The sequence below is a fragment of the Amycolatopsis sp. WQ 127309 genome, from assembly GCF_023023025.1.
Classification (GTDB): domain Bacteria; phylum Actinomycetota; class Actinomycetes; order Mycobacteriales; family Pseudonocardiaceae; genus Amycolatopsis.
The window spans coordinates 7,114,679-7,141,668 of record NZ_CP095481.1; the positions used below are offsets into that span (position 1 = coordinate 7,114,679).

Sequence of the window (26,990 nt, forward strand, 5' to 3'; positions counted from 1 at the left end):
GCGGAGCTGGCGATGACCGCGCTCGCTGATCGCCTGGCCATGACGGCGAGCAACGGCGACGTCATGTCGTGGGCTGAGCTCGACGAGCTCTCGGTCGCCGAGCACGCCGGAGAGGTTGCGGCGTCGTCGCTTGCTCCGATCCTCGCCGAGGCGCTGGTGGCTTCGGCGGACAGACGGCCCGACGGCTGGGACCTGGCGTCCGCAGGCTTCGTTGCCGGGCTGGTGAATCAGACCAGCTTGCTGGCTCTCGTCAGCAGCGTGGAGGCACTGCTGGCAAGTCCCGCCACGCTGCAAACACAGGGCAAGCGGTTGCACGATGCCCTTCTTGAGGGTCTCAGCAGTGCGATAAGGACCAACCCGCTCTTAGCTGCTGGCCGGTTGGAAGGCGCAGTTCGGCTGGCCGTCGCCAACGCGGTGAACCCCTTCGCGGTTGTCGGTATCCTCACTTCGATCAGCGATGACATTCCTGAGGAGTACGCCGAGCGCCTTCCACGGCTACTCGGCGCCGCGATGGATCGCTGGGCGGATAATTCCGCGTTTGTGGAGACGATCCGTGAAGCTTTGGACCAGCTTCGCCACCACGAGACAGCGGCCGCCGACGCGATGTTTGAGCTCGGCTGTGACCAGCTACGGACTGCCCTGGCTGCTGAGACGCTGCCGTCCGCGATGAAGTCGCTCACGACCGCGTTGGGCAGTTTCACCACGGCGGACGCCGCCGACGAAGCCCGCCATGACGCCCGAGCTTACGCCGCCGCCTGTGATGCGATTCTCGCCTTCAGTGCGCAGGACGCAGCGCGCATGGCGGACGCGCGCCGGCGTATCACCGAGGCGCTGCAGCAGCGAGACGCTTGGCTGAGCGCCATGCACCTACCCTCCTGGCTTCGTCCACGACTGGCCGCCGAACTCGCTTGGCACAGACTGGTCCTGGTGCTGGAGTCGGCCGGTGACTATCTGTCCCAGCCAGTGTGGTTCAACGTGTGGGAAGCCCTCGACGCGGTTCTCCAGGCCTATCGGCAGGCCCGCACCATGCGTCCACTGCCGAGCAGCGCGAATAGCGCAGGACTCGCAGCGATCATCGAGCCGGCCATCGGAGGCGCGATCCTCCAGCGGCAAAGTCACCTCGCGGGGCTCAGCCGATCCATCGTCGAAGCCGCGAAGCCCGGATCACCCATGTTCGACGTGACGACAGCGGAGAAGCTGCTCGCCTGCATTGAGGGTCTTGGCGTTATCTCGCGGGACCGCGAACCGCGGTCGCCGTCGTCTGACATCGCAGACGGTGACCGGGGTGACGACGAACCCCATCGGCCGGACACGTCGAGGCTGTACGAACTTGCTCCCGCATTGACCCGTGCGTTGGGCGAGCAGCAGGCTGCTGTGCTCGCCGAGGACCTCGACGACGACAAGCTCCGAACCGTGGAAGGACTCGTCCACAGCGGCGAACTCAGCCGGTCCAGAACTGCTCACCCGGTCCTCGACCCACTCCTGGACAAGGTCCTTCTCGACCTGGGCCAATCATCGGCGTTCACGGGAAGGGTCAGGACGACCTTCAGCCTCCTTGTCGAACAAACCATCTTGTTTCTCTTCAGTCGAGCTGATCTGACTACGAAGACGTGGGGTCTGCACAAGGAGAAGGACAAGGACTATCGTCGACTATTACAGAAAGGCTCCAAGAAACCACTCGAAGGGGACTTGCAGCAGGACTACTACCAATGGCTGGCCACTGGGCAGCTGGCTGGTCAATGCGCGGTCGAGATCAGCGATATCGCCAGGGGGCGCGCGGATGTGGTCATCACCTTCGGAACCATTCGCTACCTCACGGAGATCAAACGTGAGCTAAAGCGGGCGGACCCCGTGAGCGTCGAAGCCGCCTACTTGCAACAAGCAACTGAATATGGGAACACAAACGTACCATTCGGGCAACTACTGGTCCTGGACCTGACTCCGCATCTCGACGGGACGCCGAGGCTAGACGAATCGGTGTGGGTGGCGCGGCACAAACCGCAAGGGACTGTTACCGATCGGTGGGTCGTTGCGGGCGTTGTCGCTGGTAACCGGCCGACGCCCAGCGGGCTCTCGGTCTGACTGCCATGGCGCTCCAGCGGTTGTTGACATAACGACCCGTATGTAAACCTGCCCACCGGCTGGCGACGCCGAGGCGGGCGCTGCGTATAACGACGTGTACTTCGCTTTGTCTACTTACGGTAACTGCTATTGAGTCGGATATGAGCCGCGCAGACGATGCTGGCAGGCTCGTCGGATGGTCGACATCCTTCGCGGTTCGCCCTTGGAGCCCGACGACGCTGACAGGCGGCTGTCCGTAGCCGACTGGGAGCGGCGCCTGCGAGGTATGCCAGGTTCTCGCACGCTGCTTCTGCAGCGGCAAGTGCGACAGATTGCCTACGTCTTCCAAGCCAACTTCGCCGAGTACCGGCACTTCATCGACACGCTGCAATGGCAGGGGAGACACCCCCCGGTCAGGGATGTCGCAAGTGCCGATGTCCTTGAGGAGGTGCTCGACGAGAGTCAACGGCTGCTGCACAGCGTACTCGCCGCGACGACGACGCGCGTCGGGCAACTCCGCCGGTTCATCAAGCACAACTTCGACGCCGACTCCCCGATCGCCACCGCATACCAAGAGCGGGTCGTATTATTCGCCGACGACGTCACGGCAGCTTCCTGCACAAGGTGCGCAACGAGCGCGGTGCTCAGATCGCTGGACAAGCTGGACAAGCTGGACAAGCTGGACAAGCTGGACAAGCTGGACAAGAGCAGCTCAGATACCGTGGCGGCCGAGCTCGCGGCACGCGGCCTCACCAGCTCGGCTGCCGAGGGCGTGGTAGGGGACGTCATCGCCACCGACACCCGACCGTGTGCGCAAGCAGCTCGACAGCACCGAGCGGGGGACGGCTGGGCTTGGCCGAGGCGGACCGGCTGATCAGCTTGACGGCAGGGCTCCCGGCCGGGCGCGTGCGATTCACTCCGCGGATGGTGCGCGGTCTGGGCTACTACACCGGCCCGATCTTCGAGGTGGAGGCTGCTGGGTATCCGGGTTCGATCGCCTCTGGTGGCCGGTATGACGACCTGGTCGCCAAGCTCGGCGGGCCGGACATGCCGGCCTGCGGCGGGTCCATCGGCATCGAACGCATCCGCGCGATGCAGACCGCCGACGAGTCCATGGTCAGTCGGCTTGATGTGGCGCTGACCGTGCTCGGTGCTGAAGAGGATCTCGCGCGTCTCGCCGGTCAGCTGCGCGGCCGTGGGCTACGCACGGGAATGTACCTGGGTTCGTCGGGCAAGTTGGCGAAGCAGCTGAAATGGGCCAACGAGCAGCGTTCACGGCTGGTCGTGATCTACGGCCCTGATGAACAATTGGCGCGGGAAATCACCATTCGGGACATGGAGACCGGTGAGCAGAACCGCGTCCCGCTCGACAGTGCTGCAGACGTTGTTCAGGCACGTCTGACTTCCAGCTGAGGCCAGGCTCACCGCCTATACCGTGAGGCGTGGATCAGCGGGCGGCTCAGCGCGGCCGGTAGCCTCGGTGTCCTGGACCTCCTGCTGTTCGACGAGTACGTGCGATCGCTGAATTGACGACCGAGCTGGAGGGCAATGAGGCGAATACCTGCCTACGAGATCGTCACGAGGGCGGGCTCACCTGCCACGGTTCTGCTGTCTGGCCGCCGACGTCGATGCCGTAGCGTTCGAGCTGGGCGGCCTCGGCCTCTCTGCCATGTGAGCTCAGGAAATGTTCGAGTGCGGACATCGCTACGATGCCTCGTTCGAGGCTGTCTCGCAATCGTTGCTCTGCTTCGTCGAGTTCGCCCATCTCCTCAAGGATGTTTACCAGCATTCCTGTGGAGCGCGAATCGTGCGCCGCACTCGGTCGCAGCAATTCGATGGCTTCGGCTAGTCGGCCGCAGTCGCGATACTCGCGGGCGATCCGGCGAATTGACCTGGCGCTGCCCGAGGCCCGCGCGGCTCTCTCGCGCCATTCGGCGGAGTCAAGTATCTCGCCGAGTTGTCGCATGCAGTGGACGGAACCGCGTACCGCGTGGTCCGTGAGCCACTCGATCGCGTCGCTGCGCTTGCCGGCGGTGGTCAACGTCTTCACGTAGCTGTCGATGGCCCATGCTTCGCCGCGTTCTGCCGCGTCAGTGACGAGCCCGGCCGCTTCGGTGTATCGGCTCTCTTGGGCGAGAAATTCCGCTAGCGCAATGACATTGACTGCGACTTCTTCCTCGGCCGCCTTTCGCAGCCAGGATTCAGCGGTGCCACGCTCACCGGCCTGGGCGAGCAACTCGCCCAACATCCTCATGCTGAAACGGTCGCCGGCTTCGGCGCCGGGCTTCCACAATGCCAGCGCCTTCGCGAGCTCGCCGCCGGCCGCGTACAGAGAGGATGCGCGAAAGATGTCGCGGTTGAGCCACAGTTTTGCCGACGCGACTGGATCCTCGTCGCTGGCGAGCTTCCTGATCGCCCACTTGCTGCCTCGGTCAGCAGCGCGGCGAGTCCACAATTCAGCGTCTGCGCCTGCGTCGGCGAGCCAGTGCATTGCGTAGGTGTCCCCGGTCTCGGCGATAGCCGTCATCCGTCGAACTGCTTCGGACTGGTCTCCCATGTCGGCGTAGGCCCAGGCCACTCGCAGCTGTGCGTCCCGGTCGCCGCCGATCGCCAGGCCGTCGAGGGTTCGGATAGCCTCGCCGTGGCGATTTGCCCAGCACAGAAGGTCGTATGTGGCGAAGAGGGCGATTCTGTTCCCGGCGTCGGCCGCCGGGTGAAGCCAGTCCACTGCGTCGTCGAGAAGACCAAGTTCCGCCAGCGTGCCGACCTGGTCGGACATCGCGTACCCGTGCGTCAACTCGAGATGCCGACGCCACCATGACGCGGCGCCGTCCCGGTCACCGCTTTCGCCGGCTCGCCACGCCATTCGCCAAATGCTGTGCTCCGAGCCTCGCTCGGCCGCGAACCGCAGCCATTCTTCATCGCGGTTCAGCAGGTGGGACATCGCCTCCGCTCCTGCCCGGGCGTTAACGGTGGGAAGGAGTGCCAGCGCGGCGGTTTGGTAGAGGCCACGCTGCTTCGCGGATTCGGCCAGACCGAGCCGGGCCTCCGACTCCGGGGCGTGGTCGACCAGTGCAGACCACGTCGTTGCAGGGACTCGGGCGTGCTCCGTGTCATGGTGGTGAGCCAGAAAGTCGTGGGGCTGAAACGCATCCGGAGTCCCCGGATCGGGTGCCAGGCGCAACGGGGTCAACGCGCTGATGCCCTTGACGGGCTTCGTGGCCGTCATGATCGCGTCGTCGAACCAGGTGTCGGCGGCGGCCCGCTGCGCAGCGGTCAGGTAGCCCGGCGCGGCCCGACGGAGGAAGGCTTCGCTGACTTCCGGCGTACCGCAGAGGACCGCGCCGTCGATCGCCGCCTCGACCAGTGCGTTGGCCACTGCGTTGGTCGGCTTGGCGAGCATGGCCAGCAACGCAGGCCCTCCTGTCAGGGCCTGGATCACGCGCCCGTTCGCGGCGGCCTCCACGGCGTATGCGAAGCGAGGGTCGTCGCGGCTCGCAGCCTGCAGTCGGGCCCGGCTGTCGGCATCGTCGACGAAGGACTCCGGGACCTCGATGTGGCGGACGCTGATCAGGAACTGGCGCACGGCGTCGTGCTGGCAGCCGTCGTCCATCACCGAATCCCACTTCGCCGTCTGTGTCGTACCCACTACGACGACGCCACCTGGGTGGTTGACCGCGGCGGCAAGAGCGTCGACGACCTGCGGCCCGGCTGCGTGGTTCAGGTAAGAATGCAGTTCATTGAGCCACAGCACTCCACGGTGCTCGAGATCGCCGGCCGAGGCGCGCAGCAGCAGCTGGTCTGGGCTGAACGGACGCAGTAGAGGCAGCTCGGGGAGCTCGGCCCGCACGGCCTCGAACGCCGCACGCGTCTTTCCCGTGCACGTCGATCCGGTCAAGACGACGAACCGGCATCCCTCCCGCAGGGCCTGTCGCAGCCGCTCGTCATGCGTGCGCAACAGGTAGCCGGTGAGCGGAGCGTGATCGGCGTCGGTTCCGTCGATCGCGACCACGCGATGCACGCCCAGCTGCTCAGGTGTCCACTGCCCGATGACCGGGTCAGTGGGTCGCGTGCGGGGGTGCCGCGGTCGCTGGGGGAGCCGGTCCAGGTTGCTCTGCAGCCTTCCGTGCTCGCGGCGCCACCAGTCGACATCGCCCAACCGGAGCACTTCGGGATCGTCGGGTGCGTGTGCCACGCACGCTTTGACGATCGCCTTGACTTTCTCCCAGTCTGGTGTTCTGCGGAACTTGCCCGTGAACCACTCGGAGATCGTTGCCGGCGGGACGCCGGACTTGGTGGCCAGGTCACGGTAGGAGGAGATCCTCGAGGCGTTGTAGAGCTTCTTCAGTTCTGCCGCGAACGACGTCTGGAACCCGTCCAAGCAGCGTCCCCCTGTTCGGAATCGTTCGGTGTGTCGCGTCTCCAACATAGCCCCTACCTGGGCGGACTCTCCGAGCGAACGGGTCTGATCGGAGATCCGGACCCGAACGGCGCAGTCCTGGATCGTCGGTGCTGGCAGGCCGGCCAGCCCCCATCCACCACGACCCTTGGAGGCGTCGATGTCGAAAACTCGTGACTGCAAACCTCGTCCCTACGTTCGCGCAGTGCTAGGCGGCTTGGCCTCCGGGCTGATGCGGGCCGTGCTCGACTGGGTGGTCGAACAGCTCGGCCTCTGACGTTCGGCATCGTCTGGGCGGCGCCTCGAACCGACGAGGCGCCGCCCAGGCGGCATCGCGACGCCTGGGCTCGACGCGCAAGCCGAGCAGCAGACTGCCCTGGTCGACCGGGGCACAGCGACAGCTTCACCCGGCCGTAAACCATGGCACCGTCCGCACCTGGAACAGCCCTATCCCGGCGTGGACGGGTGGCGGAACGACGATGAGCTACAGCTGCCGCGGTTGGACGGTGCTCGGTGCACTCATAGCACAGTGTCGGCTGATGATTCGATCCCTTGAGATGCATGAGAGGTCACTCTGAGCTACAGAATGTGCATGATCTCCCCAACGCGGGAGATATCCCACATGTGGGGGTTCAAGTCCCCTTGAGCACGCAGACGTGGGAATATCCCGCGTCGCCGTCGTGATTTCGGCGAAGCGATCGGCGATGGTTCTGTCGCCGGAACCGTGTATTTCGCCACCTGGAGCAGTCACTAGAGCTGCAGGTCCGTGGCGAACTTGAGCGTGGGGTTATGGGTCGGCTCGGTCCTCGGACACTTACCACAACCCCACATGTGCGGATCGAGATTGCCTCGATCCGCACATGTCGTTTACTGGGTGGTAGGTAGCTTGTGGCACCCGGAGGCGAGCGAGCGGGACCTCGCGCTGTGGCTGGGTCGCCAGCTGCGGAAGCAGTTAAGCATTCGCGTCGGTCTGGCGACCTAGGCCATAAGACGGGGGACGGCTGTCATCGGCCGTATGTGCATAGGAGCGGCAGGGAGCCAGGCCGTCTGCAGGCCGTCACGCGTCCGGCCCGGATCAACCTCAGTCGGCCCCAACCGGCCTGAAAGTGCAGGTCAAACCCTATCTGGCCACCGAAGATGCCAGCTCGGGAAATGATGTCCTAAGTTCTGGCACAAGTAGGCGAGATCGGGTCTGACCTGCTGTTTTGTGGTTGTTGATCTGGTCAGGCCGTCTCGGGATCTTCAAGCCGTGCTGCCCCCGTGTGGCGTGACTTGAAGATCCCGTCGGCTGCTTCCCGCGCCGCGATCGAGGCATGGACGTGTGGGACCCGTCGGATCGTGTCCAGCCGGGGGAGGGCTGGCGGGCCCCGTGGCTCTGGAGCGGGCAGGATGTGGTGCGGGGAGTCGTGCTTGCCGGACGCGCGATCCCTTTCCCGGCCTGAGGATTGGATGCGCAAAATTGGGACGCTTGTCGGTGTTCACCTTCCAGTACATCGCCATCGACACCGAGGCCGGTGTCACGGCGGAGGAGTTCGAGACGTTCGTGCGTGGTGAAGGCGTTCACCTGCCCGTGTACCCGGGGTGGCGGTGGACGTTGTTGCGCGGGTTGCGTGGCGAGCGGGCCGGGCAGTACCTGATGTTGTACGAGATCGAGAGCGCCGAGCAGCGCGACCGGTACGTCACGGCCCGGGGTGAGCAGACCGAGGCGGCCCGGCTGTTCTGGGCGGGTCACCCGGAGGCGGAGGCGGTGCTGGCGCGGTGGCGGCGGCTGGGCACGTTCGGTGAGCTGCCGACGTTGTTCACCGACTACCGGCTGCTGGCCGACAATCCGCGGAGCACGGTCACGCCCGGCCCTCGCTACCGTGACCGCCCGGGGGAGGAGCCCGTGGCCCGGGTCGTGGGGATCCACAACCTGGCGTTGCGTGCCGGGGTGACCGAGGAGGTGTTCGACCGTTTCATCGCCGAGAACCACCACCGGATCGACGACTACCCGGACTGGCGGTTCCACGTGCTCAAGGGTGAGCGGGGCAACCGTCTCGACCAGTACGTGATGATGATGGAGATCGAGAGCTTGGAGGCGCTGGACGTCTTTTACCCCGAGCCCGACATCGCCACCGGCGAGGCTGCGGAGTTCGCGTCCGCCCACCGCGATACCAAGCAGATGTATGAGGAGTGGAAGCGGCTGGCCTCGTTCTCGGGCTCGCCGCAGATCTACACGGACTACCTCGCCGTCGCGGAGAACCCGGCGTAGACCCGCACGACCGGACGGGCACGACGAAAGCGCCGAGTGCCTCTCCTGCGCCGGCCACCAGAGCCCGTCGCCCGTGGCGCCGGTGAACAGCTCTGCGGTCCTGCGGCAGGACCGCCAAGCTCCCGAACAGGCCGGCCGGAACCAGCCCTCAGCCGAGTGCGTAGCGCAGCACCAGCCACACGTCCGCGCCGGCGGTGCGGGTGAGGACCGTGGCCGGGCCGGGTGGGTCCGGCGGTAGGTCGAGCGTGGCCGTGCCCGTGTCGTTCAACGCCGTCGACAGGGCGGCGAGGTCCGTGCTCGCGGCGACCGCGTGGTGCTTCGGCGTGCCCGTGGCGTCCACCCGGTAGAGCTCGATCCCGGTGATCGTGATCGGCATCCCGTGGGTGTGGTACGGGAAGTGGTCGCGACGCAGCTTCGCGGTGAACGCGCCGGTGCCGCCGAGGAACGCCGCCCACTCGCCGGGGAAGTCCGCCCGCAGCCCCAGCAGCTGCGCCCAGCCCGACGCGCCGCTGTCGGCCACCAGCTCCTTGAGGTTGCCGGTGGCCGCCGTGCGCAGCTGCGCGCCGCCGTCGCGGGCCTGGTAGCGGATGTGCAGGACGACGTCGCTGATCGTCGCGTAGTCGAACTGGCGGAACTCCTTCGGCAGCTCCAGGGTCCACGTGCTCTCCGCGCCGGCGCCCTCGAACGGCAGCAGGCGCTCGTCGCGCAGGTTCACCTCGAACAGGCCGTTGTCGTTCTGGCCGCTGCTGGTCACGATCGACCCGGCCGCGCTGAAGTAGTCGGTGAACCGGCCGTCGTCGCTGCCTTGGCGCGCGTAGCCGTCACCGGTCAGCGGGGACGTGCGCAGCGTGCTCTTCGTCAGCGTCAGGGTGCAGCGCGGCCCGGCGTACGGCCCGGTGACGCAGGGGATCGTCAGGCCGACCGTCTTGATCCGGCGCAGGTAGTGGCCCGGGGTGTCCAGGTCGAACACCCACTCCGGGACCGTGACCTGGCACGAGCCGGTCGCCTTGAGCGTGAGCAGCGCCGCCGGGGCGAGCTGGCGCAGCGACACGTGCCGGACCAGTTCCAGGTCGCGCTTGTTGTTGTCCAGGTACGCCGCTTCGAGCCGTTTCGCGTCCAGGTACAGCGCTTCGCCCGAGAGCAGGCCCTTGCGCCCGGCGTCCCAGTAGTTGAACTTGACGAAGTCCTGCGCGTCGACCTCGGGCCGCATCAGGTCGCGCTTGACCGCGGCCTCCGCCTTGCGCAGCGTGTCGTAGGCGAACCGGTAGTACTCGTAGAACAGCCGCGACGCCTCGCCCTGCAGCCAGCCGTACAGCTCGGCGCTGGTGAACTTGTCCTTGAGGAACTGCTCGATCTCCTCGCCGTCGGCGATCTGCTGCTTGGTCGTGAGGTAGTCGCGGTGGGCCAGCTGCTCGCCGATCAGCGACGTGAGGATCTGCTTGCCGATCTGCTTCAGCTCGTGCGCCGCGAGGTTGTGGTGCAGCAGCCATTCGTCGGTGCGCCGCTCGTAGCCCGCGGTCCGCGCGGCCATTCCGGCCTGGTCGCGTTCCCACGCCGCGGTGATGCCGGCGATGTCGCCGCCGATCCGCGCGGCCGCGACGAGCGCGGTGCCGACGTTGAGCTTGACCTTCCCGCCGATGCCCCAGAAGTGGACGTCCACATCGGAGTCCGGCACCGGTGCGAGGCCGGAGGCGATGGCGTTCGCGGCCCCGGCGGTCAGCCCGGTGTCGCGGGCGGTGGGCAGGTGGGTGTTGAGCTCGCCGCTCTCGTGGTCGGTGAGGTGCAGCTTGCCGACGCCCGCCGCACCCGACTGCGCCGAGGGATCGTCGTCTTCGGAGGTCGGCAACGGCGGCAACGGCTGGACGGTGACCGGCAGGTCGTACTGGCCGACCAGGGCGGCGTAGGCGCCGGCGAAGCCCTCCTCGGTCAGGTCGAGGTTCTCGAAGTCCACCGTCAGGTCCGCCGGGGCGCTCGGGTCCGCGGCCAGGCCGAGCGCCCGCTGGTAGTAGGCCAGCCGCTCCAGGGCCGCGCCGCGGCTGGTCACCAGCGACCGGGTGGTCTCCTGCGCCGACGTCCAGTGCAGGAACCGCACGTCCTGCTGCATCCGGTGGATCGCCACCTCGTGCCGCTGCCACGTCGCGGCCACGGTCTCGGCGTCGGACTTCTCCAGCGCGGCCAGCAGCGTGTGGCCCAGCGACCGGACCTCGGCGCACAGCTCCAGCGCCTTGGCGATCAGCACCGGCGCGCGCACCGGGCTCACCGGCTGGTTCAGGCCGTTGACGACCGAACCGAGGTCGAGCCCCGCGGCCGCCGCCTTGACCAGCATTCCCGGGTCCAGCGGCGGGTCGAACAGCGCCAGCTGCCGGACCGTCCCGTCGAGGGTCATGCAGTGCCGGATCTTGAACAGCCGGTCGGCCACGGTGTCCCAGTAGCCGAGCAGCTTGTCGTTGCGCGGCACGCAGAAGTACAGCGTCCGGCCGATGCCGAACAGCGGGCCCGCCGCGTCCCCGTCCCCGCCGCCGGTCTTCGGCACGCCGAGGTTCAGCGGGAACTTGCCCTCCAGCTCCACCAGCGCGTTGCCCATCGCGTCCAGCCCCCGCTTGCGCAGGTCCGCGTACGTCATCGGACGGACCGAGCCGGCGCTCGGGGTCCGTTCGGGCCGCGCGCCGAGCAGGTTCGCGGCCAGCACGTAGAGCTGGGTGGCCTCGTTGACGCTCTCCAGGGTGTCCTGGCGGAACAGGCTGTCGCCCCAGGCGATGAGGTTGTCCAGGTACTTCATCACCACGCAGTACTGGTAGGCGACCTGGCGGGTGCGGGCCACCGCGTGCGGCTGGAACGGCTTGGCCCGGATCGCCTCGTACCCGGTGAGGATCTGCTGCTTGAGCGCCAGTTCCGCGGGGGTGCACTCGTCGACGGGCTTGCTCAGCACCGCGAGCTGCTCGTCGATCTGCCGCGCGGCTCCGGCGTCACGGAAGGCCAGGAACCGCCAGAACCGCTGCGGCACCGGCACGCTCGTGTCGGTGCACGTGGGGTCGAAGACGTGGTGGAACCACTTGCGCGCCTCGGCGAACCGCTGGTTCTTGCTCAGGTGCACCGCGATGGTCAGCGGCACGTGGAACAGCAGTTCCCAGTTGTAGCCGGAGTACGACCCGCCCGGGCTGAGGTCGATGCGCTCCGGTTCGTGACCGATGCCGACGACGGCGGAGGTCAGCTCGGTGTAGTAGGAGTCGAAGAACTCCTTCGTCAGCCCGGCGTGGAAGGCCGGGTCCAGCATCCCGGCCAGTGACGTCGTGTTGAGCCGTTCGGTCAGCTCGGTGACGAACGGGTGGAAGAAGTTCTCGAAGGTGTAGGTGAACCGCGTGTCCTGGGTGTAGCGCCACTGGCCAAGGGCGGTGTTCACCACGGCCTGCTGCGTGAAGTCGTGGAAGACGTTCTTCGAGCTCACGGGTCAGCTCCTCGGCGTGGTGACGACGATTCCGGCGGGCCCGATGCGGCCGTCGCCGAACGGGACGGTGCCCAGGGTCGCGATGCCCCGGGTGATGTAGGCGTCCTCGGTGACGTAGTGCTGCATCTGCACCGGGTCGATGACACCGGCGTCCGGCCCGACGGCGACCGGCCCGACCCGGTCCGGGATCTCGAACACGGGTTTCTGGTAGACCATCGGCGGCAGCTGCGGGACGACGCCCGCCGGCTGCGGCGTCACGACATAACCGCCCCACTCGGGCACGCTCACCTGCTCCTCGGCGGTCGTGACGTAGAAGGAAGAACGGCTGTCGTGGAAGAAGAACGGCGCGTCCCACCGGTTCGCCAGGTCGTGCGCGGGTTCCACAGTGGACGCCGTGATCCCGGTGCGGAGCACCGGGCGCTTCAGCGGGCCCGCGCCGGGCAGGCCGAGGGCGGCCCCCAGGCTGAGCCCCCGCGAGTACTCGGCGCTCAGCGTGCCGCCGGCCGTGCTCAGCGAGCGCGTCGCCGGGACCACCTCGACCGCCCACTTCGAGGGTGGCGGCTGGTCCTCGGCGCGCACCGGCAGGCTGTGCGTGTTGTACAGCAGGAACGACGAGCCGCCCTGGCCGGTGATCCCGATGCGCAGCGCCGTGCCCTCCTCGTGGGCGCTCAGCCGCAGCCGGGAGCGCAGGAAGCTGTCGGCGGAAAACGTGCCGAGCGTGGTGGGCGCGGTCGCCGAGGACGTCTGCACCGGCTTCCACGCGCCGTTCGCGTACTCGCTCCAGCACAGCATCGCCTGGTAGGTCAGCTTCGGCGGCGCCGCGTTGAGGTCGCCCGTCCGGAGCGCGGTGAGGTTGCGGTCCGGCAGGTCCTTGATCGGTGTCGCGGTGCTCAGGTCCGGCTGCGGCACCATCCGCAGCCAGAACAGCAACAGCCGGCTGCGCCACACCACCGGGATCACCGGGGTGTCCTCGATGTCGAGCCCGATCTCCTCCCACGGCGTCCAGGAGCCGGCCTCGCGACGGCGGCTGTAGTACTTCCGCGCGGTGCCGGCGCTGCGCGCCACGACGTGCGTGACGTCGTCGGCCGTGCCCGCCCCGCCCGTGACGACGTGCATCCCGCACGGTTCGAGCAGGGCCACGTCGGCGAGCTTGCCGAGGTACTTGCCGAAGGCGATCTCCGCGGCGTCGTCGGTGATGTCGCTCTGCAGCAGCTCGCTCATCATCTCCCGGAAGAACGGCGACTGGTCGTCGCGCAGCTCGGGTTCGAGCCAGTTCTCCGGCCACAGGAACACCTTGCGGTTGGCCTCCCAGACCCGGTAGCGGCGCATCCACTCCCACTGCGCCGCCTCGAGCGCCGACGCCGCCACCCGCGGTTCCAGGTTCATCAGGCACCGGTCGGTGAACAGCTGCACGGTCGAGAGGGCGTTGCGGATCCGCGAGGTCTGCGTGCACGGGTCCATCTGGACGTCCATCAGGAAGTACTCGAACAGCTTGTCCGCGGTGTCGATGTGCGCCGACGCCGGGTTCGCCCGCATCTGGTGCAGCACGTAGGCGACCAGCGCGTCCCGTTGCCGGGCGCGGAGCTCGTCGTTGACCGGCTTGATCACGGCGAGCCAGTCGGCCGGGGCGTAGCGCGAGCGCAGGGCACCGGTGAACGCGCGCACCGCGGCGCCGTCGGGGTCGTTGCCGGTGGCCGCGATCAGCGCGGGCGCGGGCACGCCGAACAGCTGCACCTGCCCGGCGGCGGCGGTCAGCCGCGCGAGCACGGCCGGGTCCGCCAGGTCGGCCGGGCTCGCACCGATCCGGGCCAGCAACGCGGTCGCCGTGCCGGCCGGCCAGCCGGTGAGCGCGCACAGCGGCGCGGTGTCGGGCAACGCCGTCAGCGCGGCCAGCAGCCGTTCGTCGTCGGGGGCGTAGGCGGCCTTGAGCGCGGCGTGGCCGAGCAGGCCGGTGAGCACCGAGGTCAGCGCGGTCGCCGTCGGCCCGTCCGGGACCCCGGTCACGGCGAGGGCGTTCAGCCAGCTCCCGCCGCCGATCCGGTGGGGCCCGCCGGTGAGGTGGGCGAGTTCGGCCGGGGTGAGCCGCAGCGCGGCGGCCAGCGACGCGGCCTTGAAGAACCGCGTGTAGGTGGCGGCGAGGTGCTCGCGCGGCGTGGCCGGGTAGAAGGCGCGGCCGGGCACGGTCTCCCAGCCGCGGCCGGGGGACTGCCAGCTCACGCGGACCGGGGTGGTGGTGCCCAGCACGGTCAGCTCGACCGCGCGCAGCGTGCCCGCGGTGAGCCGGACCGGCTCGGTGTTGGCCCACCGGCCGTCCACACCGGACAGGGCGATGGCCGTGCCGTCGAGGGTGAGCGTGACGGCCGCGGCGGCACCGGTCTCGATCCGCAGGTTGTAGGTGTCGGTCGCCGGGGCTTCCAGAAAACCGCTCCACACCGCGGAAACCGGGCCCGCGGCCCCGGGCGGCAGGACTCCGACGACCGCTTCGGCGTCGCTCGCCCCGAGCTCCGGGCCGGTCAGGTCCGGGCCGGTGTGGAACCGGGCGGACAGGCCGGGCCGCTGTACGGCGACCAGGTCGTCCAGCGCGGGCGCCGTCGCGTCGGCGGCCGCGTGCAGCACGGCCGGGTCGTCGAGCACGGTGGCGGCGAAGACCGGGTCGGTGTGGGCCGCGCCGCCGATCGCGGCCACCGCGAGCTGTCGCTTGCGGTGGCGGAGGAGGTCCGGCAGGAACGCGGCGAGCAGCGCCGTCCGGCGGGCCGCCTCCGGTTCGGCGGACGTGACGTAGGTGTCGTGGAGCGGCCGCAGTTCGGGGTACCGGTCGAAGAACGGATCGACCACGAGCCGGTTGGCGGTGTAGAGCGCGTCCACCGCGGCCTGGAACGCCGGGGTGGCGCCGGCCGCCTTCAGCGCGTCGCGCACGGCGGTGCTCAGCACCCCGGCGAACGAGAGCCGCTTGCCGAAGTCGTCGTAGCCGATCCGGCCGGGCGCCGCGGCCAGGACGGCGTCCGGCAGCACGGGTTCCGGGTGGGCGTAGGCCACGTCGGTGCCGAGGGTGCTGCCCAGCAGGCCGAAGAAGACGTCGGTGGTCGCGGCGTCGTAGACCAGCGCCATCCGCGCCCGGGTGATCTGCCCGTCCGGGTCGTCGACGACGCCGAACTCGCCGTCCACCGCGGCGAGCGCGGCGCGCAGGCCGCGGGCGAACTCGTTCACCTCGGTGCCCGGCGGCGCCGACGCGCCGCCGAGGTCGTCGTTCCACACCAGGTACAGCGCGGCGGCCGGCTTGAGCCCGGCCGCGCGCAGACCGTCGAGCAGGTCGAGCAGCGCCGGCAGGTCCGGGCGGTCCGGGCGCGCGTCGAAGACGTCCAGCCCGGTGTGCGCGAGCAGCCGCAGCAGTTCGGTGACGCCGAGTTTGAGCTTGCGGGCCAGCCAGCCGCGCCGGAAGACCTCGCTGACCACCTCGACGGTGAGCGGGGTGGTCGCGTCGAAGCCGAGCGCGGCGGTGACGGCGGCGAACTCGTCACCGGTCAGCGACAGCGCCGCGCGCACGCTTTCGGCGTGGTCGAGCAGCCGGGCGGACCCGGTGAGCACGCCGCCGTAGCCGTCGTCGGCGAACACCGGGTCCTTGGCGGGGGCGAACAACGTCCGGTAGAGCGAGGTTTCGCCGTAGGTGCCGATCGGCCCGAAGCAGGCCAGCAGCGACGGCAGGTCCCGGGCGAGCGAGAGGTTCAGCCGCTCGGCCACCCGGGAGACGACGCCGAGCCGGGGGAGCAGCGTCCGCCACCCGTGATCGAGCTTGGCCAGCGCGGTGGCCTCGTCGTCGGTGCCGGCGGGGACGTCCGCGGCCGGGTAGAGGGCCGCGATCGCGGCGTCGGTCTGCGCGATCGTCCAGCCCAGCGCGCGCCAGAGCCGCAGGAACCGCAGCAGCCGGATGAACACGCTGGGTCGCACCGGGTCGGCGAGCCGCGCGGGGTCGGCGTAGCGCAGGGCGAGTGCGGCGAAGCCGGTCCCGCCGGCCGGGTCGGTGAGCACGACCAGATCCATGATCCGCGCGTAGACCGCCGGGGTGCGCACCCACGCCTTGATGTCGCCGCCGTACTGGGCCGGGTCGAGCTGCGGGGCGAGGGCCGCGTCGAAGTCCGCGTCGGGCAGCGTGCCGTCGTGCAGCGCGGCGAGGGTGGCCAGCGGGACACCGAGCCGGTCCAGCCGCGGGATGAGCGTGCCCGCCGGGTTCATCGCCTGGGTGCGCAGCACGGCGATCAGGTCGTCGTAACCGAGGCCGACGCGGTGGCAGAAGTCCTTGGCGCCACTGAGATCCGCGAGCACGGCACTGTCCGGTGTGGACGACGGGTAGCCGTAGAGCGTCTGCAGGGTCAGGGTCGAGTCGGTCAGCCGGTCGGCCTCCGGGCGCGACAGCCGCAGCTGCTCCAGCCACACGTCGCGCCAGCCGTAGCCCGCTTCATCGGGCCGTTCGACGGCGTCCCCAGCCCGCAGGACTTCCATCACCCGCGGCAGCGGCGTGCCGAACGCGGCGAACAGGCGGCGCAGCCGGTTGAGCGGTTCGTGCAGCGGCAGCAGCGGGCTCGGCGGCAGCAGCGGCGCCGGCGTGGTCTTGCCGGCCAGCACGTCGTAGGCCGAGTCCTGCACGAACTGCGGGTTCGCCAGCAGCTCCTCGGTGCTCACCCGGTCGTCGGTGCTGTGCCCGGTGAAGCCGTCGAGGGTGAGCCCGTGGGTGACGTAGTACTCCAGCGTCTCGTTGACCAGGTCGATGTAGGGCAACGCGGTGTTGGTGTTCTCGCAGGTCAGCGGCAGGTACTGCAGGTCGGGCCGCCGCGAGAGCAGCACGCCGAGCGGTGTCGGCGGGACGCCGGCGGGTGACCCGGCCGCGGTCCACGCCGCGAGGTCGGCGTACGGGTAGGGCGCGTCCCCGTGGGCGCCGGGCCACGCCGCGGTGAACTGCGCCCAGCGCGCGTCGTCGCGGTCGAGGAACTGCAGCAGGTCCACCAGGTACGCGGCCGGGCTGAGCACCGAGCGGCACTCATCGCAGTCGCAGTAGTCCTGGTCGCCGAGCAGTTCCTGCAGCGTCGGGTAGGCGATCACGTCCCCGGCCTCGGCGGGCACCACCGGCGACGGGTCCACGATCTGCGCGGTCGTGTGCACGCCGATGGCGGGGGCCTTGCCGGCCAGCACGTACGACGTCGCGATGTTCAGCACCGCCAGGTGCACCTGCTGCGCGCGGGCGTGGATCAGCGCGGCTGTCTCGGCGCCGCCGACCACGCCGGCGTAGCCCGCGACGAACTCCGCGCGGTCGTGGCCCGCCACGGCGTAGGCCGAGTCGATTCCCCGGGTCAGCAGGGCGTTCATCGCCTCGTCGGACGGGGTGATCTGGCGGACGCGCTGCACGCGGGCGATGTCGGCGCGCACCACCGGATCGACGGTGACGTCGGCGTTGCGGTGCAGGAACTGGTCGATGGGGTGCACGCCGACGTCGAACCGGTGGGCCTGCGCGGTGAGGAAGTCCCGCACGCCCGCGGCCGCGCGCACCGGCGTCTCGCCCGCCCCGACCATCGCGGCGAGCGCCGCGGTCGGGTAGCTCAGCCGCAGCTGCGTCGCCAGGACCTGGGCGTAGTTGGCCCGCCGGGCCGCTTCGTCGTCGCCGGGGATCTCCGCCGGCGCGGTGTCGATCAGCGGCAGCCACGCCTGCGCGTGGTGGAAACCGCGGTCGAGCAGCTGGGCGGGGTCGGTGACCCGGCCGGGCTGGTGCAGCTTGGCCACCAGCGGCGCGTTGTTCAGCGTGAGGTAGGCGAGCCGGCCGTCCACCTGCAGCCGCAGCGTCGCGCCGAGGCCGAACTGCCGCTCGGCCGCCCGCCAGAACGCCGCGGTCGAGCCGCGGTGCTCCAGCTGGAGCCGGGCGAACGGCTCGTGCTGCTCGGCGGGCAGCGAGAGGTCCAGCAGCTCGCCCAGCGACGAGCGGCCGGCGACGGCGGGCCCGCTGAGCGCGCGCTGCGCGGCGAGGGTGGTGAACGTCTTGAGCGCGGCGGGCAGCTGGCCGGCGAGGTCGGCGGCGATCACGCCCTGGTCGATCGCCTGCCGCCAGACGAGGTCGACCGTTGCCGGGTCGGCGGCGTAGATCGCGGTGTCGGTGGGCGGCAGCCCGGCGCGGAACAGCGCGTAGAACAGCCCGGGCGCGATCGCCGGGTCGCCGGTGCCTGCCGTGCGGGCGCCGAACTGCTCGGCGAGCGCGGCGACGGCCACGGCGCGGGCGTCCCAGCCGGTCTTGTTCGCCAGGTACGTGACGTCGGGCCGGTCCGCTGTCTCCTGCAGGTCGGCGAGCGACCCGTCGTAGTGCTGCCCCAGGTCGGCGGTCAGCGTCTGGTGCTCGGCGGCCAGCGCGGTCTGGGCGTCGTCGGCGACCGCGATGTCCAGGGTCTCGGTGTGCCCGGCGTTGTAGCGCACCGGTGACGACCCGAGCAGCGCCTCCCGGTCGGCGTAGGCGTGCGCCTGCAGGTCCGGGTCGGCTTTGGCGGTCTCGTAGTTGAACGTGACCTCGTAGGTGCCGTCGGCGGCGGTCCGGGTCTGGGTGAGCGCGGTGTCGCCGCCGACCCCGCGGTCGGCCACCACGATCCGGATGCCGCCGACGCCGGGCCGTGACGCGCTGGAGAGCCGCCCGCGCACCAGGTACCGGTGCGGGTCCGGCGCCGGTTCGCCGTCGTCGTCGTCGAGCAGGCCCAGCCCGCGCAGCAGCGAGTTGAGCGCGGCGGCGGTGCGGTCGTCGACCACGCCGGTGGCCTCGAACCGCCGCTGCTCCTGGAACAGGCTCACCGCCTTGGCCGTCGCGTCGCGGTAGGTGCGGTCGGCCTGTTCCTTCGGGATGACCGCGAGCAGTTCCTTCTGGGTGCCCGGCTCGGCCGCGATCGCGTTGCGGCGCAACAGGACCAGCAACGCGGTCTGCAGGGAGACCACGGCGTCGGCGGTGTCGCCCGGTTCGAGCGGTGCGGTGATCGCACGCATGGGCACTCCTACTTCTGGTAACGGGTGAACGGCAGGTTGTCGAGGTGGTACTCGCGCATCAGCTGCCGCGCGAAATCCCAGACCTCGCTGGTGGAGGCGCCGTCGTGGGCCCTGATCCACGCCCCCCAGCGCTGGTTCCACTCCATGCTGTGGATCGCCGAGTGCTCGCCCTGGCTGATCGACACGGCGTAGGCGTCGATGTCGATGCCCCGCGGTGCCCGGCTGAACCACTCCCGGAACTCCTGCGGCAGCACGTGGTGCAGCGGGTCACGCGGGTAGGCGGGGGCGATGCGCCGGCCCCGGTCGCCCAGCGCGGCCGCGTTGTGGTCGGTCGGCGGTGTCTTGCCGGTCGGCTGCGCCGTGACCTGCTTGCCCTTCGGCGGGATGTAGGGCAGCTTCGTCACCTTCGGGGTCGAGCCGGTCTTCGTGTCGTTGCCCGTGGTGCCGGAGGCGGCGTCCTGCGCCTTGCCCTTGGCGATCTCGTCCGCGCTGAAGGTGCCCGGGTCGTTCAGCCCGGCCGACCCGACGGACCGCTTCGCGTTCGGGTTGGCCTCGTAGTACTTCTGCCACGCCGCCGCGTCGTTCGGGTTGCTCGGCGGCCCGCCTTCGCCCTTGAGCCCGGCCACCTCGTTCGCGACGAACTTGCCGCCGACCGCGAGCCCGCCGCCGAGCACCGCGCCCGTCGCGCCGTTCTGCACGGCCACGGTCGCGTACTGCTTGCCGGAGCTGACCTCGCCCTTCTTCACGTCCTGGACGGCCTGGTCGCCGACCCCCTGCACGACCCCGCCGGTCAGGCCGCCCGCCATGCCCTGCAGCACCACGGGCGCGCCCTTCATGGCCGAGCCGGTGCCCCCGCCGACGGCCATGCTCACGCCGGTGACCGCGGTGTGCGCGGCGAACTCCTCGTCGGAGATGTGCGGCTGCACCGCGGCCGCCTCCCGTTCGTCCTTCGGTGCCCCGGCCTCGCTGACCAGCGTCAGCGTCGCGATGACGACCACGGCGGCGACGAAGAACCAGAAGATGTGCCCGGTCGGGTCGCCCGCGATCACCGGCCGGCCCTCGACGTAGGCGTAGACGTTCGGCCCGCCGGCGATGCCGGACGGGTCGCAGCTGACCCACCGGCCCAGCCACGGCGCGTAGTACCGGTCGTGGTGGTACTCCAGCCCGGTCTCGTCGTCGCGTTCCCGGCCGGTGTAGCGGTAGCGCTTGGCGCCCGCCTCGAGGGCGCTCCGCCCGGCCTGGAACGCCGTCGTGCCGTACGGGTGGTACTCCTCGTAGCTCACGAGCGCGCCGGACTCGTCCAGCTCCACCGAGGCCGAGCCGAGGTGGTTGCCGAGCTGGTAGCGGATCACCGGCGCGGCCCCCGCGGGCACGTCGGCCAGGGCGATCCGCCGGTCGCCGTCGCGCACCTGCAGCGTGCGCCGCTTCGTGACCGGCGTGCCGTCCGCGGCGAACTCCCGGTAGAGCTCGTACCCGCCCAGGTACACGCGTTCGGCCACCGGCCGGCCGGCGGGGTCGCAGGTGGTCTTGCGGACCCGCTCGCCGGTGTGGTCGTAGGCGTAGTACGTGGTCTCGGGGGTACCGGCGACGACCACCTGGCGCGCGGTCGCGAGGAGCTGGTCCCGGTGGTTCCAGCGCAGCAGCGGCAGGGACGTCATGGCGGTGGTGTTGCCGTGCGCGTCGTAGGCGTGCACTGCGCCGTAGCCGCCGGTCGCGGCGTAGTCCGGCAGCCCGTCCGGGTCGCCCGGCAGGCTCGCGGACAGCAGCCGGTTGCTGTCGAGCGCGTACTGCAGGCTCCGCCGCCAGCGCGTCACGCCGGGGGAGTCGACGTCGCGGCCCGCGCTGTGCGTGACGTGCAACAGGTTTCCGGCGCCGTCGTAGCGGTAGCGTTCCACGTAGCCGTGCAGCCCGCCGAGGTCGTTGGCGTGCACCCGCGCGCCGGTGAACGGGTGGTCGCGGCGGCTGCTGTCCGGCGGGCTGTAGGCGAAGTCCGTCTGCCCGGTGTGCTCGCGCCCGCTCGCCCCGATCAGCCGGTACAACGCGTCGTAGCGGTAGCCGGCGATGCCGTCGGCGTCCACTGTGGACGCCGTGGCGGCGTCCTCGATCCGGACGATGTTGCCCACCGGGTCGTAGCGGTAACGCAGGTCCTGCACGACCGCGCGGTCGGCGAACAGCGCCGAGGCCGTGGTGTCCACAGTGGCGGGACGGGTGGTGCGCAACTCGGTGAGCCGCGCGGTGTCCGGGTCGTAGGCGTACGTCGTCTCGGCGCCGTTGCCGTAGGCGATGCGGGTGCGCCGGCCGTGGGCGTCGTAGCGGACGTCGGTGACGAACGGCGTGACCGCGCCCTCGATCGTCACCTCGACCGAGCCGATCAGCCCCGCCTCGGTGAACCCGGCCCGGAACGCGCTGCCGTCGGGGGTGCGCACGACGACGGCGCGGCCCAGCGCGTCGTGCTCGGTGGTGGTGACGAACGGCGCGCCGGGCTCCAGCAGCGGTTCCGCCGCCGCGGTGACGGCGGCGGGGTCGGTGAGCCCGGCGAGCGCGGACCAGTCCGGCGGGGTCCGCGGGTCGCGCGCCAGCCGCCGGTGGACGGCGGCGAGGTTGCCGCGGAAGTCGTGCGCGGCGTTGGTGACCACCCCGGCGCCGTCGTAGACCTGGTGCACGCGCCCGCGCAGGTTGGCCGCGGGATCGGCCACGGCCTCGCCGTACACCCGCTGCTCGACGAGCACCTCGGGATCCGGTGGGCCGCCCGCGTCGCGGGGCGCGCCCGACACGGCCGTGTCGCCGGCCGCGGTGACGAACAGCGCCAGCGGGCGGCGCAGCACGTCGTAGGTCGTGCGCGACCGCATCCCGCGGCCGGTCCAGGCGAGCAGCGGCTGCCCGGCGGCGTCCGGCAGCACCCACCGCTCGCCCGCCTCGGCGCTGCTGCTGTAGAGGACGCGCCCGGCCGCGTCGTGTCCCGGCGTGTAGCCGTACGGCGCGAGGTTGCGGGGATCGTCGAGCGCCTGCGCCCCGGTCCGGGCCGGGAGGACGTGCTGCGCGACCAGGAGACCGCGGGCGTCCTGCACCCAGAGGTCACGGCCCGCCGAGTCCAGCCGGCGCAGCGTCGCGTACCGGCTGTCGGTGCCGTCCACCCGGTTGTGCGCCAGGGTCAGGACCGGGCGACCCAGGCTGTCCACAACGGACACCACGGGGGTGTCCGCGTGCGCGGCCGTGAGCGCCGCCGTGCGCCGGTCGACCGGGTCGGCCGACGTCGACATCCGCTCGTACCAGGGGTTTCCCACCTCGGTCACCGTGTCGTTCGGGTCGAACGCGGCCGAGCGCCACGGCGTGAACGCGACCCGGCTGTGGCTGCCGTCGGGCCGGTCGAGGCGCACCTGCCGGCCCAGCGCGTCGTACCCGAGCACCGACGACACCCCGGCCTGCTCGGGGTCCTCGAACCGGTGCCCGGTGCCCGGGGCGGCGAAGTACGGCTCGTACCGGCGCACCGGCAGGCCCTTGTTGTCCACGACCGTGCGGCCCGAGGCGACCCAGCGCAGCGGCCCGCCGGGCGCCGCCGGCTCGGCCTGGTCCTTGGTGACCAGGGTGACCGCGGATCCGTCGGAATAGCTGAACGACGTCCGCACGACGCTGTCGGCGGCGTGCCGCTCGCGGGTGATCGACGCCGAGCACGGCGGGTGCCGCTCCCACACCACCTCGCCGTCCACCACGGCCTCGCCGAAGTGGTAGAGGGTCCGGCTGGTGGCCGCGCCGAGCAGCGCCCGCGCGGCCGGCTCGGCGTAGTCGCCGGTGACGAAGAACGCCTCCAGCGCCGGGATGCCCGGGTTCACGTCGTCGTCGGTCAGCGCGGCGACGTCGTCGCCTTCGCCCGCCTTGCCGTGGAACGCCCCCGCGGCGACGTTGCCCAGCACGTCGAAGCGGACCCGCGAGCCGTTGCCGTTGGCGTCGGTCAGCTGGGCGGGCGCCAGGCACCGGTGGTCGAACTCGGTCACGCTGATCCGGTTGCCCGCCGGGTCGGTGGCGGCGGCCGGGTACAGCCCGAGCGGGTCGTGCTCGAAGACGGTGACGTTGCCGAACGGGTCGGTGTAGCGGTCGGGCAGGAAAAAGCGGGCTTCGGCGCCGGGGGAGAAGCCCGCGACGCCGGTGCACCGCCAGTATTCGCCGTCCTCGTGCCGGTACCCGCTCGTCGCGCGGTCGCCCAGCGCCGCCGTCACGTCGGCGGTGAGCCGGTCGCCGAACACCGCCGTCAGGTGCTCGGTGCTCAGCGCCAGGTTCCGGCTCTCGTGCGGCAGCGCCCGCGCGGTCCGCTGCCCCCACGGCAGCGGGCCGCTCAGCGCGTCGTCGAAGAACGCCGTCCGCACGTGCCCGACCAGCCGCTTGCGCGGCCGGGTGCCGTCCGGAACCTCGTGGTAGGGAACGGTTTCGACGGGCTCGCCGGTGCTCTGGTAGGCCTCTCCGAGCCGGTGGGCGAGCAGGTCGGCCGCGGTGAAGCAGCGGCCGTCGGCGGGCCTGATCCCGGACAGCTCGTAGGTGCGCGTCTCGTACGGCTGCGGCGGCCGGTGACTGTCCACATCGGACGCGGGCAGCTCGTCGGTGCGGGTGCGTTCGACGTAGCTCACGTGCAGTTCGCCCTGCACGGCGGCGATCAGCGCGGCGGCGCCGGCGGGCAGCGACGGGTCCGCGTCCGGCGGCGCCGGGCGGCGCGGGTACCCGGCCGTGACCGACTGCAGCACCGTGCCCCACTCGTCGACGGTGAGGTTCAGCGTGTGCGCCACCCGCGGGTCCGGCACCGCCGCCGTCACCAGGTCGAGGTCGTACTCGGCGGTCACGGACTCGCCCGCGGACACCAGGAACACCGCGTGCCGCTGGTCCGCGCGCGGCTGCAGCCGCGCCACGTGCGGGCGGTGCCCGGTGACCGAGAACAGCCGCACCGCACGGCCGCTCGCCGGGTCCAGCTCGTAGACCTCTTCCCGCAACGGCGTCCCGCGGCAGGCCCGCAGTGCCTCCCGCCGCTCGTCCGGCGTGACGTCGCGTTGGTCGGGGCCGGAGTCGTCGAGCCCGGGATCGGCAGGCGAGTAGCCGTCCGGGTCGCCGGCGAAGTACTCGGCGCGCAGCGACGGCCCGACCGGGTACCACGTCACGGTCTTCACCGGCGGCTGGAACAGCCGGTGGTCGCCGGTGACGTACGGGCTGCCGGAGTTCACCGCGGCGAACGCGCCGAAGTCGGTGGCGTCGGTCCGCTCCACCCGGCCGAAGCCGCGCACTTCCCGCTCCACGCCGTCGAAGCAGCCGTGGTGGTAGCTGTAGGTGCTGGTGAACGTCGTGCCCCGCCAGCGGTCGGTCGTGGTGACCCGCTCGACCACGTGCACCGGGAACGGCAGCCGCACCGCCCACGGCGTGCCGGCCAGCCGGTCGAGCAGGCAGAACTTCGTCGACGGGGCGTAACCGATCTCGGTGCGGGTGCCGAGGTTGTTCTCGACGCTGGTCAGCAGGTGGGGTTTCGTGCCGCCCATCAGGTCGGCGTAGCGCAGCGCCCGGCCGGCCGCCGACGGCAGCGGCGACGACCAGACCAGGCACGCCGTGCCGGTGCCGAGCAGGTCCAGCGCCCGCACGCTGCTGCCCGAGTCGGCGGGCGGGAACACCGGCAGCGCGACCGGGTCCGCCCACGAGTTGCCCGACCGGTTGAGGTGCACCCGCACGCCGTCGGTGTGCAGGTAGATCAGGTCGGTGGTGCCGGAACCGTCGATGTCGGCCAGCAGCACGCGCCGCGCGTCGAACTGGCCGGGCCGGTCCAGCGGTTCCCCGGTCATGGTGACCTTGGGCCCGAACCGGCCGTGCCCGAGCCCCGGCCAGTAGCAGACGTCCCCGCTGCGCACCCGGACCAGGTCGACCAGCCCGTCACCGGTCAGGTCGGCGAGGTGGATCGCCTGGTCGGCCTCGGCGAGCACCACCGCGGGCCCGTCGTCCTCGTCCCACGGCGCGGCGACCCGGCGCGGCGCGGCGAACCCGTCCTCGCCGAGCGAGGGGTACCAGGTGATCGCGTCCTGCGCGGTGACCAGGACATCGGCGCGGCCGTCGCCGTCGAGGTCGGCCAGCCGCAGGTTCTCGTCGTCCCAGTCGACCACGGGCACCGAGCGCAACGGGGTGAACGCCGACCAGCCGTCGCCGTCGCGTTCGTGGAACCCGGGGACGGGCCCGGCGAGACGCACCACGTCGGGCCGGCCGTCGCCCGCGAGGTCGAGCAGCTGCACGCCACCCGCGGCCACCGCCGCGGGCAGCGGGTCGACGACGCCGGGCGGGGCGAACCGGGCCTCGCCCGGCGGTGCGGACGGGCCGAGGTTGCGCTGGTAGAACCAGGCGCCGCCCTGCCGGGTGAGCACACCGGGCAGGCCGTCGCCGTCCAGGTCGGTCCACTGGTAGCGGCGGCCGTCGATGCCTTCGGGCAGGGTGCCCGGGGCCAGTTCGCGGACCGTGCCCTGCACGACCGCCTCCGAGTAGCCGAACCGCACCGGCGGCAGCGCGCGCGACCGGTAGCCGGTGCCGGCGCGCTGGTGGCCGCGGTGGGTGATCGAGGCCAGCCGGCTGAAGACCCGGTCGTCGTGCCCGCCGGTCGCCGTGTGGTCCAGTTCGGTGGAGCGGACCAGGCAGCCCGGGCCGACCGCCGGGTCGTCCGGGAAGTGGTGGAACATCAGCACCCGGCGGCAGAGCCGGTGCGTGCGCACCTCGAACCCGGCGCGATGCACGGAGAACGGGTCGGGCCGCGGCGGCCACGGCCGCGACGGCGCCGGTTCGGGGACGGCCTCGGCGTGGTCGCCGTAGTCGAAGACCACCTCGAAGCACCAGGTCCCGTCGCCGGGCGGCACCGGCCACGGCGCGTCCGCGGTCAGCACGGGCAGGTACGGCGTCACGTTGCCGTAGCGGATGCGTTTGAGGTACCGCCCGGCGCGGCGGTCCCGGCCGCGTTCGTAGGCCAGGCCCGCGTCGATCCCCGCGCCGTCCTCGGCCTGGTAGTCGTAGACGGCGACGTTGCCCCGGTCGTCGTGGGTGGCGCTGATCAGCCAGCCGAACACGCGGCCGGGATCGGCCGGGTCGGCGATCCGCGCCGCCGGTGTCCGCCCGTACCACGTGGTCACGTTCTCGCGGGAGATCGAGCGCCAGAACACCTCGGCCGGGCCGGTGGCCGCGGTCCAGCGTTCGATCCGCGCGCACGGACCTTCGACGCGTGGCCGGTAGCGCTCGACCCGGTAGCCGGTCCCGCCGACGGTGCGCGCCCGCGGCGCCTCCCGCGCCCAGCCACCGTCGCCGCGGGTCAGCACCGGCACCAGGTCTTCGGCGCCGGAGAGCACGAAGACGTCGGACTCGGCGGCGTCGTCGTACCGCGGGACACCCTTGTCGGTGCGGCGGGTGATCGCGGGCAGGTCGAGTTTCCAGCCGAGCCCGAACGGCCCGTTGCCCGCGCCGGAGTCGTACACAAGGGACAGTGCCGGCCCGAACCCGGACCGCCCGGGCGTGATCGCGAGCGGCACGCTGACCGACCCCGCCCCGGTGGCCGGATCGGCGGCGAACTTCTCCCCGACACCCCGCACGGCCCCGCCGCCGGTGGGCAGGCTCAGTACAGGCGGCCGCACCGGCGTGAACCCGGCCGGCTCCTCGGCCCCACCGGCTTGCTCGGCCCCGGAAGGCTCGGTCATGGTCTCTCGATCGGCGGCTCGGGCCCGGCAGCAGGCGTCCCCCGGACCCGCGGCACACGAGCCCTATCCCGAGGTCGGCGGTCGCCGGGAGAACGTTACCGCCGGTCGGGGCCGTGTTCGCGGGCTCGCTGTGCGTAG

At 71.1% G+C, this 26,990-nt stretch carries 6 protein-coding genes and 1 pseudogene; 3 read left to right on the forward strand and 4 right to left on the reverse strand.

The window, feature by feature from the left end; translation table 11 throughout:
- The first annotated feature begins 12 nt into the window (after positions 1-12).
- Both MUY22_RS32205 and MUY22_RS32210 read left to right on the forward strand, forming a co-directional pair.
- Positions 13-2,082, forward strand: coding sequence for a hypothetical protein (locus MUY22_RS32205; RefSeq protein ID WP_247050905.1), 2,070 nt, complete (start codon positions 13-15; stop codon positions 2,080-2,082).
- 658 nt (positions 2,083-2,740) lie between these two features.
- Positions 2,741-3,474, forward strand: a pseudogene (locus tag MUY22_RS32210) (ATP phosphoribosyltransferase regulatory subunit); the annotation flags it as partial.
- Positions 3,475-3,637: 163 nt separating this feature from the next.
- On the opposite strand, the gene MUY22_RS32215 reads toward MUY22_RS32210, so the two are convergent.
- On the reverse strand, positions 3,638-6,442 hold the full coding sequence (locus tag MUY22_RS32215; RefSeq protein ID WP_247050907.1) for a hypothetical protein: 2,805 nt from the start codon (positions 6,440-6,442) through the stop codon (positions 3,638-3,640).
- Between the two features lie 1,492 nt (positions 6,443-7,934).
- On the opposite strand from MUY22_RS32215, the gene MUY22_RS32220 reads away from it, so the two are divergent.
- The gene (locus MUY22_RS32220; protein ID WP_247064227.1) at positions 7,935-8,711 is read left to right on the forward strand and encodes a hypothetical protein; all 777 of its coding nucleotides are present in this window, start codon (positions 7,935-7,937) and stop codon (positions 8,709-8,711) included.
- 148 nt (positions 8,712-8,859) lie between these two features.
- Here the strand turns inward: MUY22_RS32220 and MUY22_RS32225 are convergent, their stop codons facing one another.
- Genes MUY22_RS32225 through MUY22_RS32235 form a run of 3 tightly spaced genes read right to left on the reverse strand, consistent with a single transcriptional unit; the run spans position 8,860 to position 26,852 of the window.
- Positions 8,860-12,156, reverse strand: coding sequence for a hypothetical protein (locus MUY22_RS32225; RefSeq protein ID WP_247050910.1), 3,297 nt, complete (start codon positions 12,154-12,156; stop codon positions 8,860-8,862).
- A 3-nt stretch (positions 12,157-12,159) separates the two neighbouring features.
- On the reverse strand, positions 12,160-19,161 hold the full coding sequence (locus MUY22_RS32230; protein WP_247050912.1) for a neuraminidase-like domain-containing protein: 7,002 nt from the start codon (positions 19,159-19,161) through the stop codon (positions 12,160-12,162).
- Between the two features lie 8 nt (positions 19,162-19,169).
- Positions 19,170-26,852: a SpvB/TcaC N-terminal domain-containing protein gene (locus MUY22_RS32235; RefSeq protein WP_247050914.1), complete on the reverse strand. Its 7,683-nt coding sequence runs from the start codon at positions 26,850-26,852 to the stop codon at positions 19,170-19,172.
- Positions 26,853-26,990 lie beyond the last annotated feature (138 nt).

Bases quoted from the DNA above. Each gene is read 5' to 3' on its own strand.
- MUY22_RS32205 (WP_247050905.1), top strand. From the start codon at position 13: ATGACCGCGCTCGCTGATCGCCTGGCCATGACGGCGAGCAACGGCGAC.
- MUY22_RS32230 (WP_247050912.1), bottom strand. From the start codon at position 19,161: ATGCGTGCGATCACCGCACCGCTCGAACCGGGCGACACCGCCGACGCC.
- MUY22_RS32235 (WP_247050914.1), bottom strand. From the start codon at position 26,852: ATGACCGAGCCTTCCGGGGCCGAGCAAGCCGGTGGGGCCGAGGAGCCG.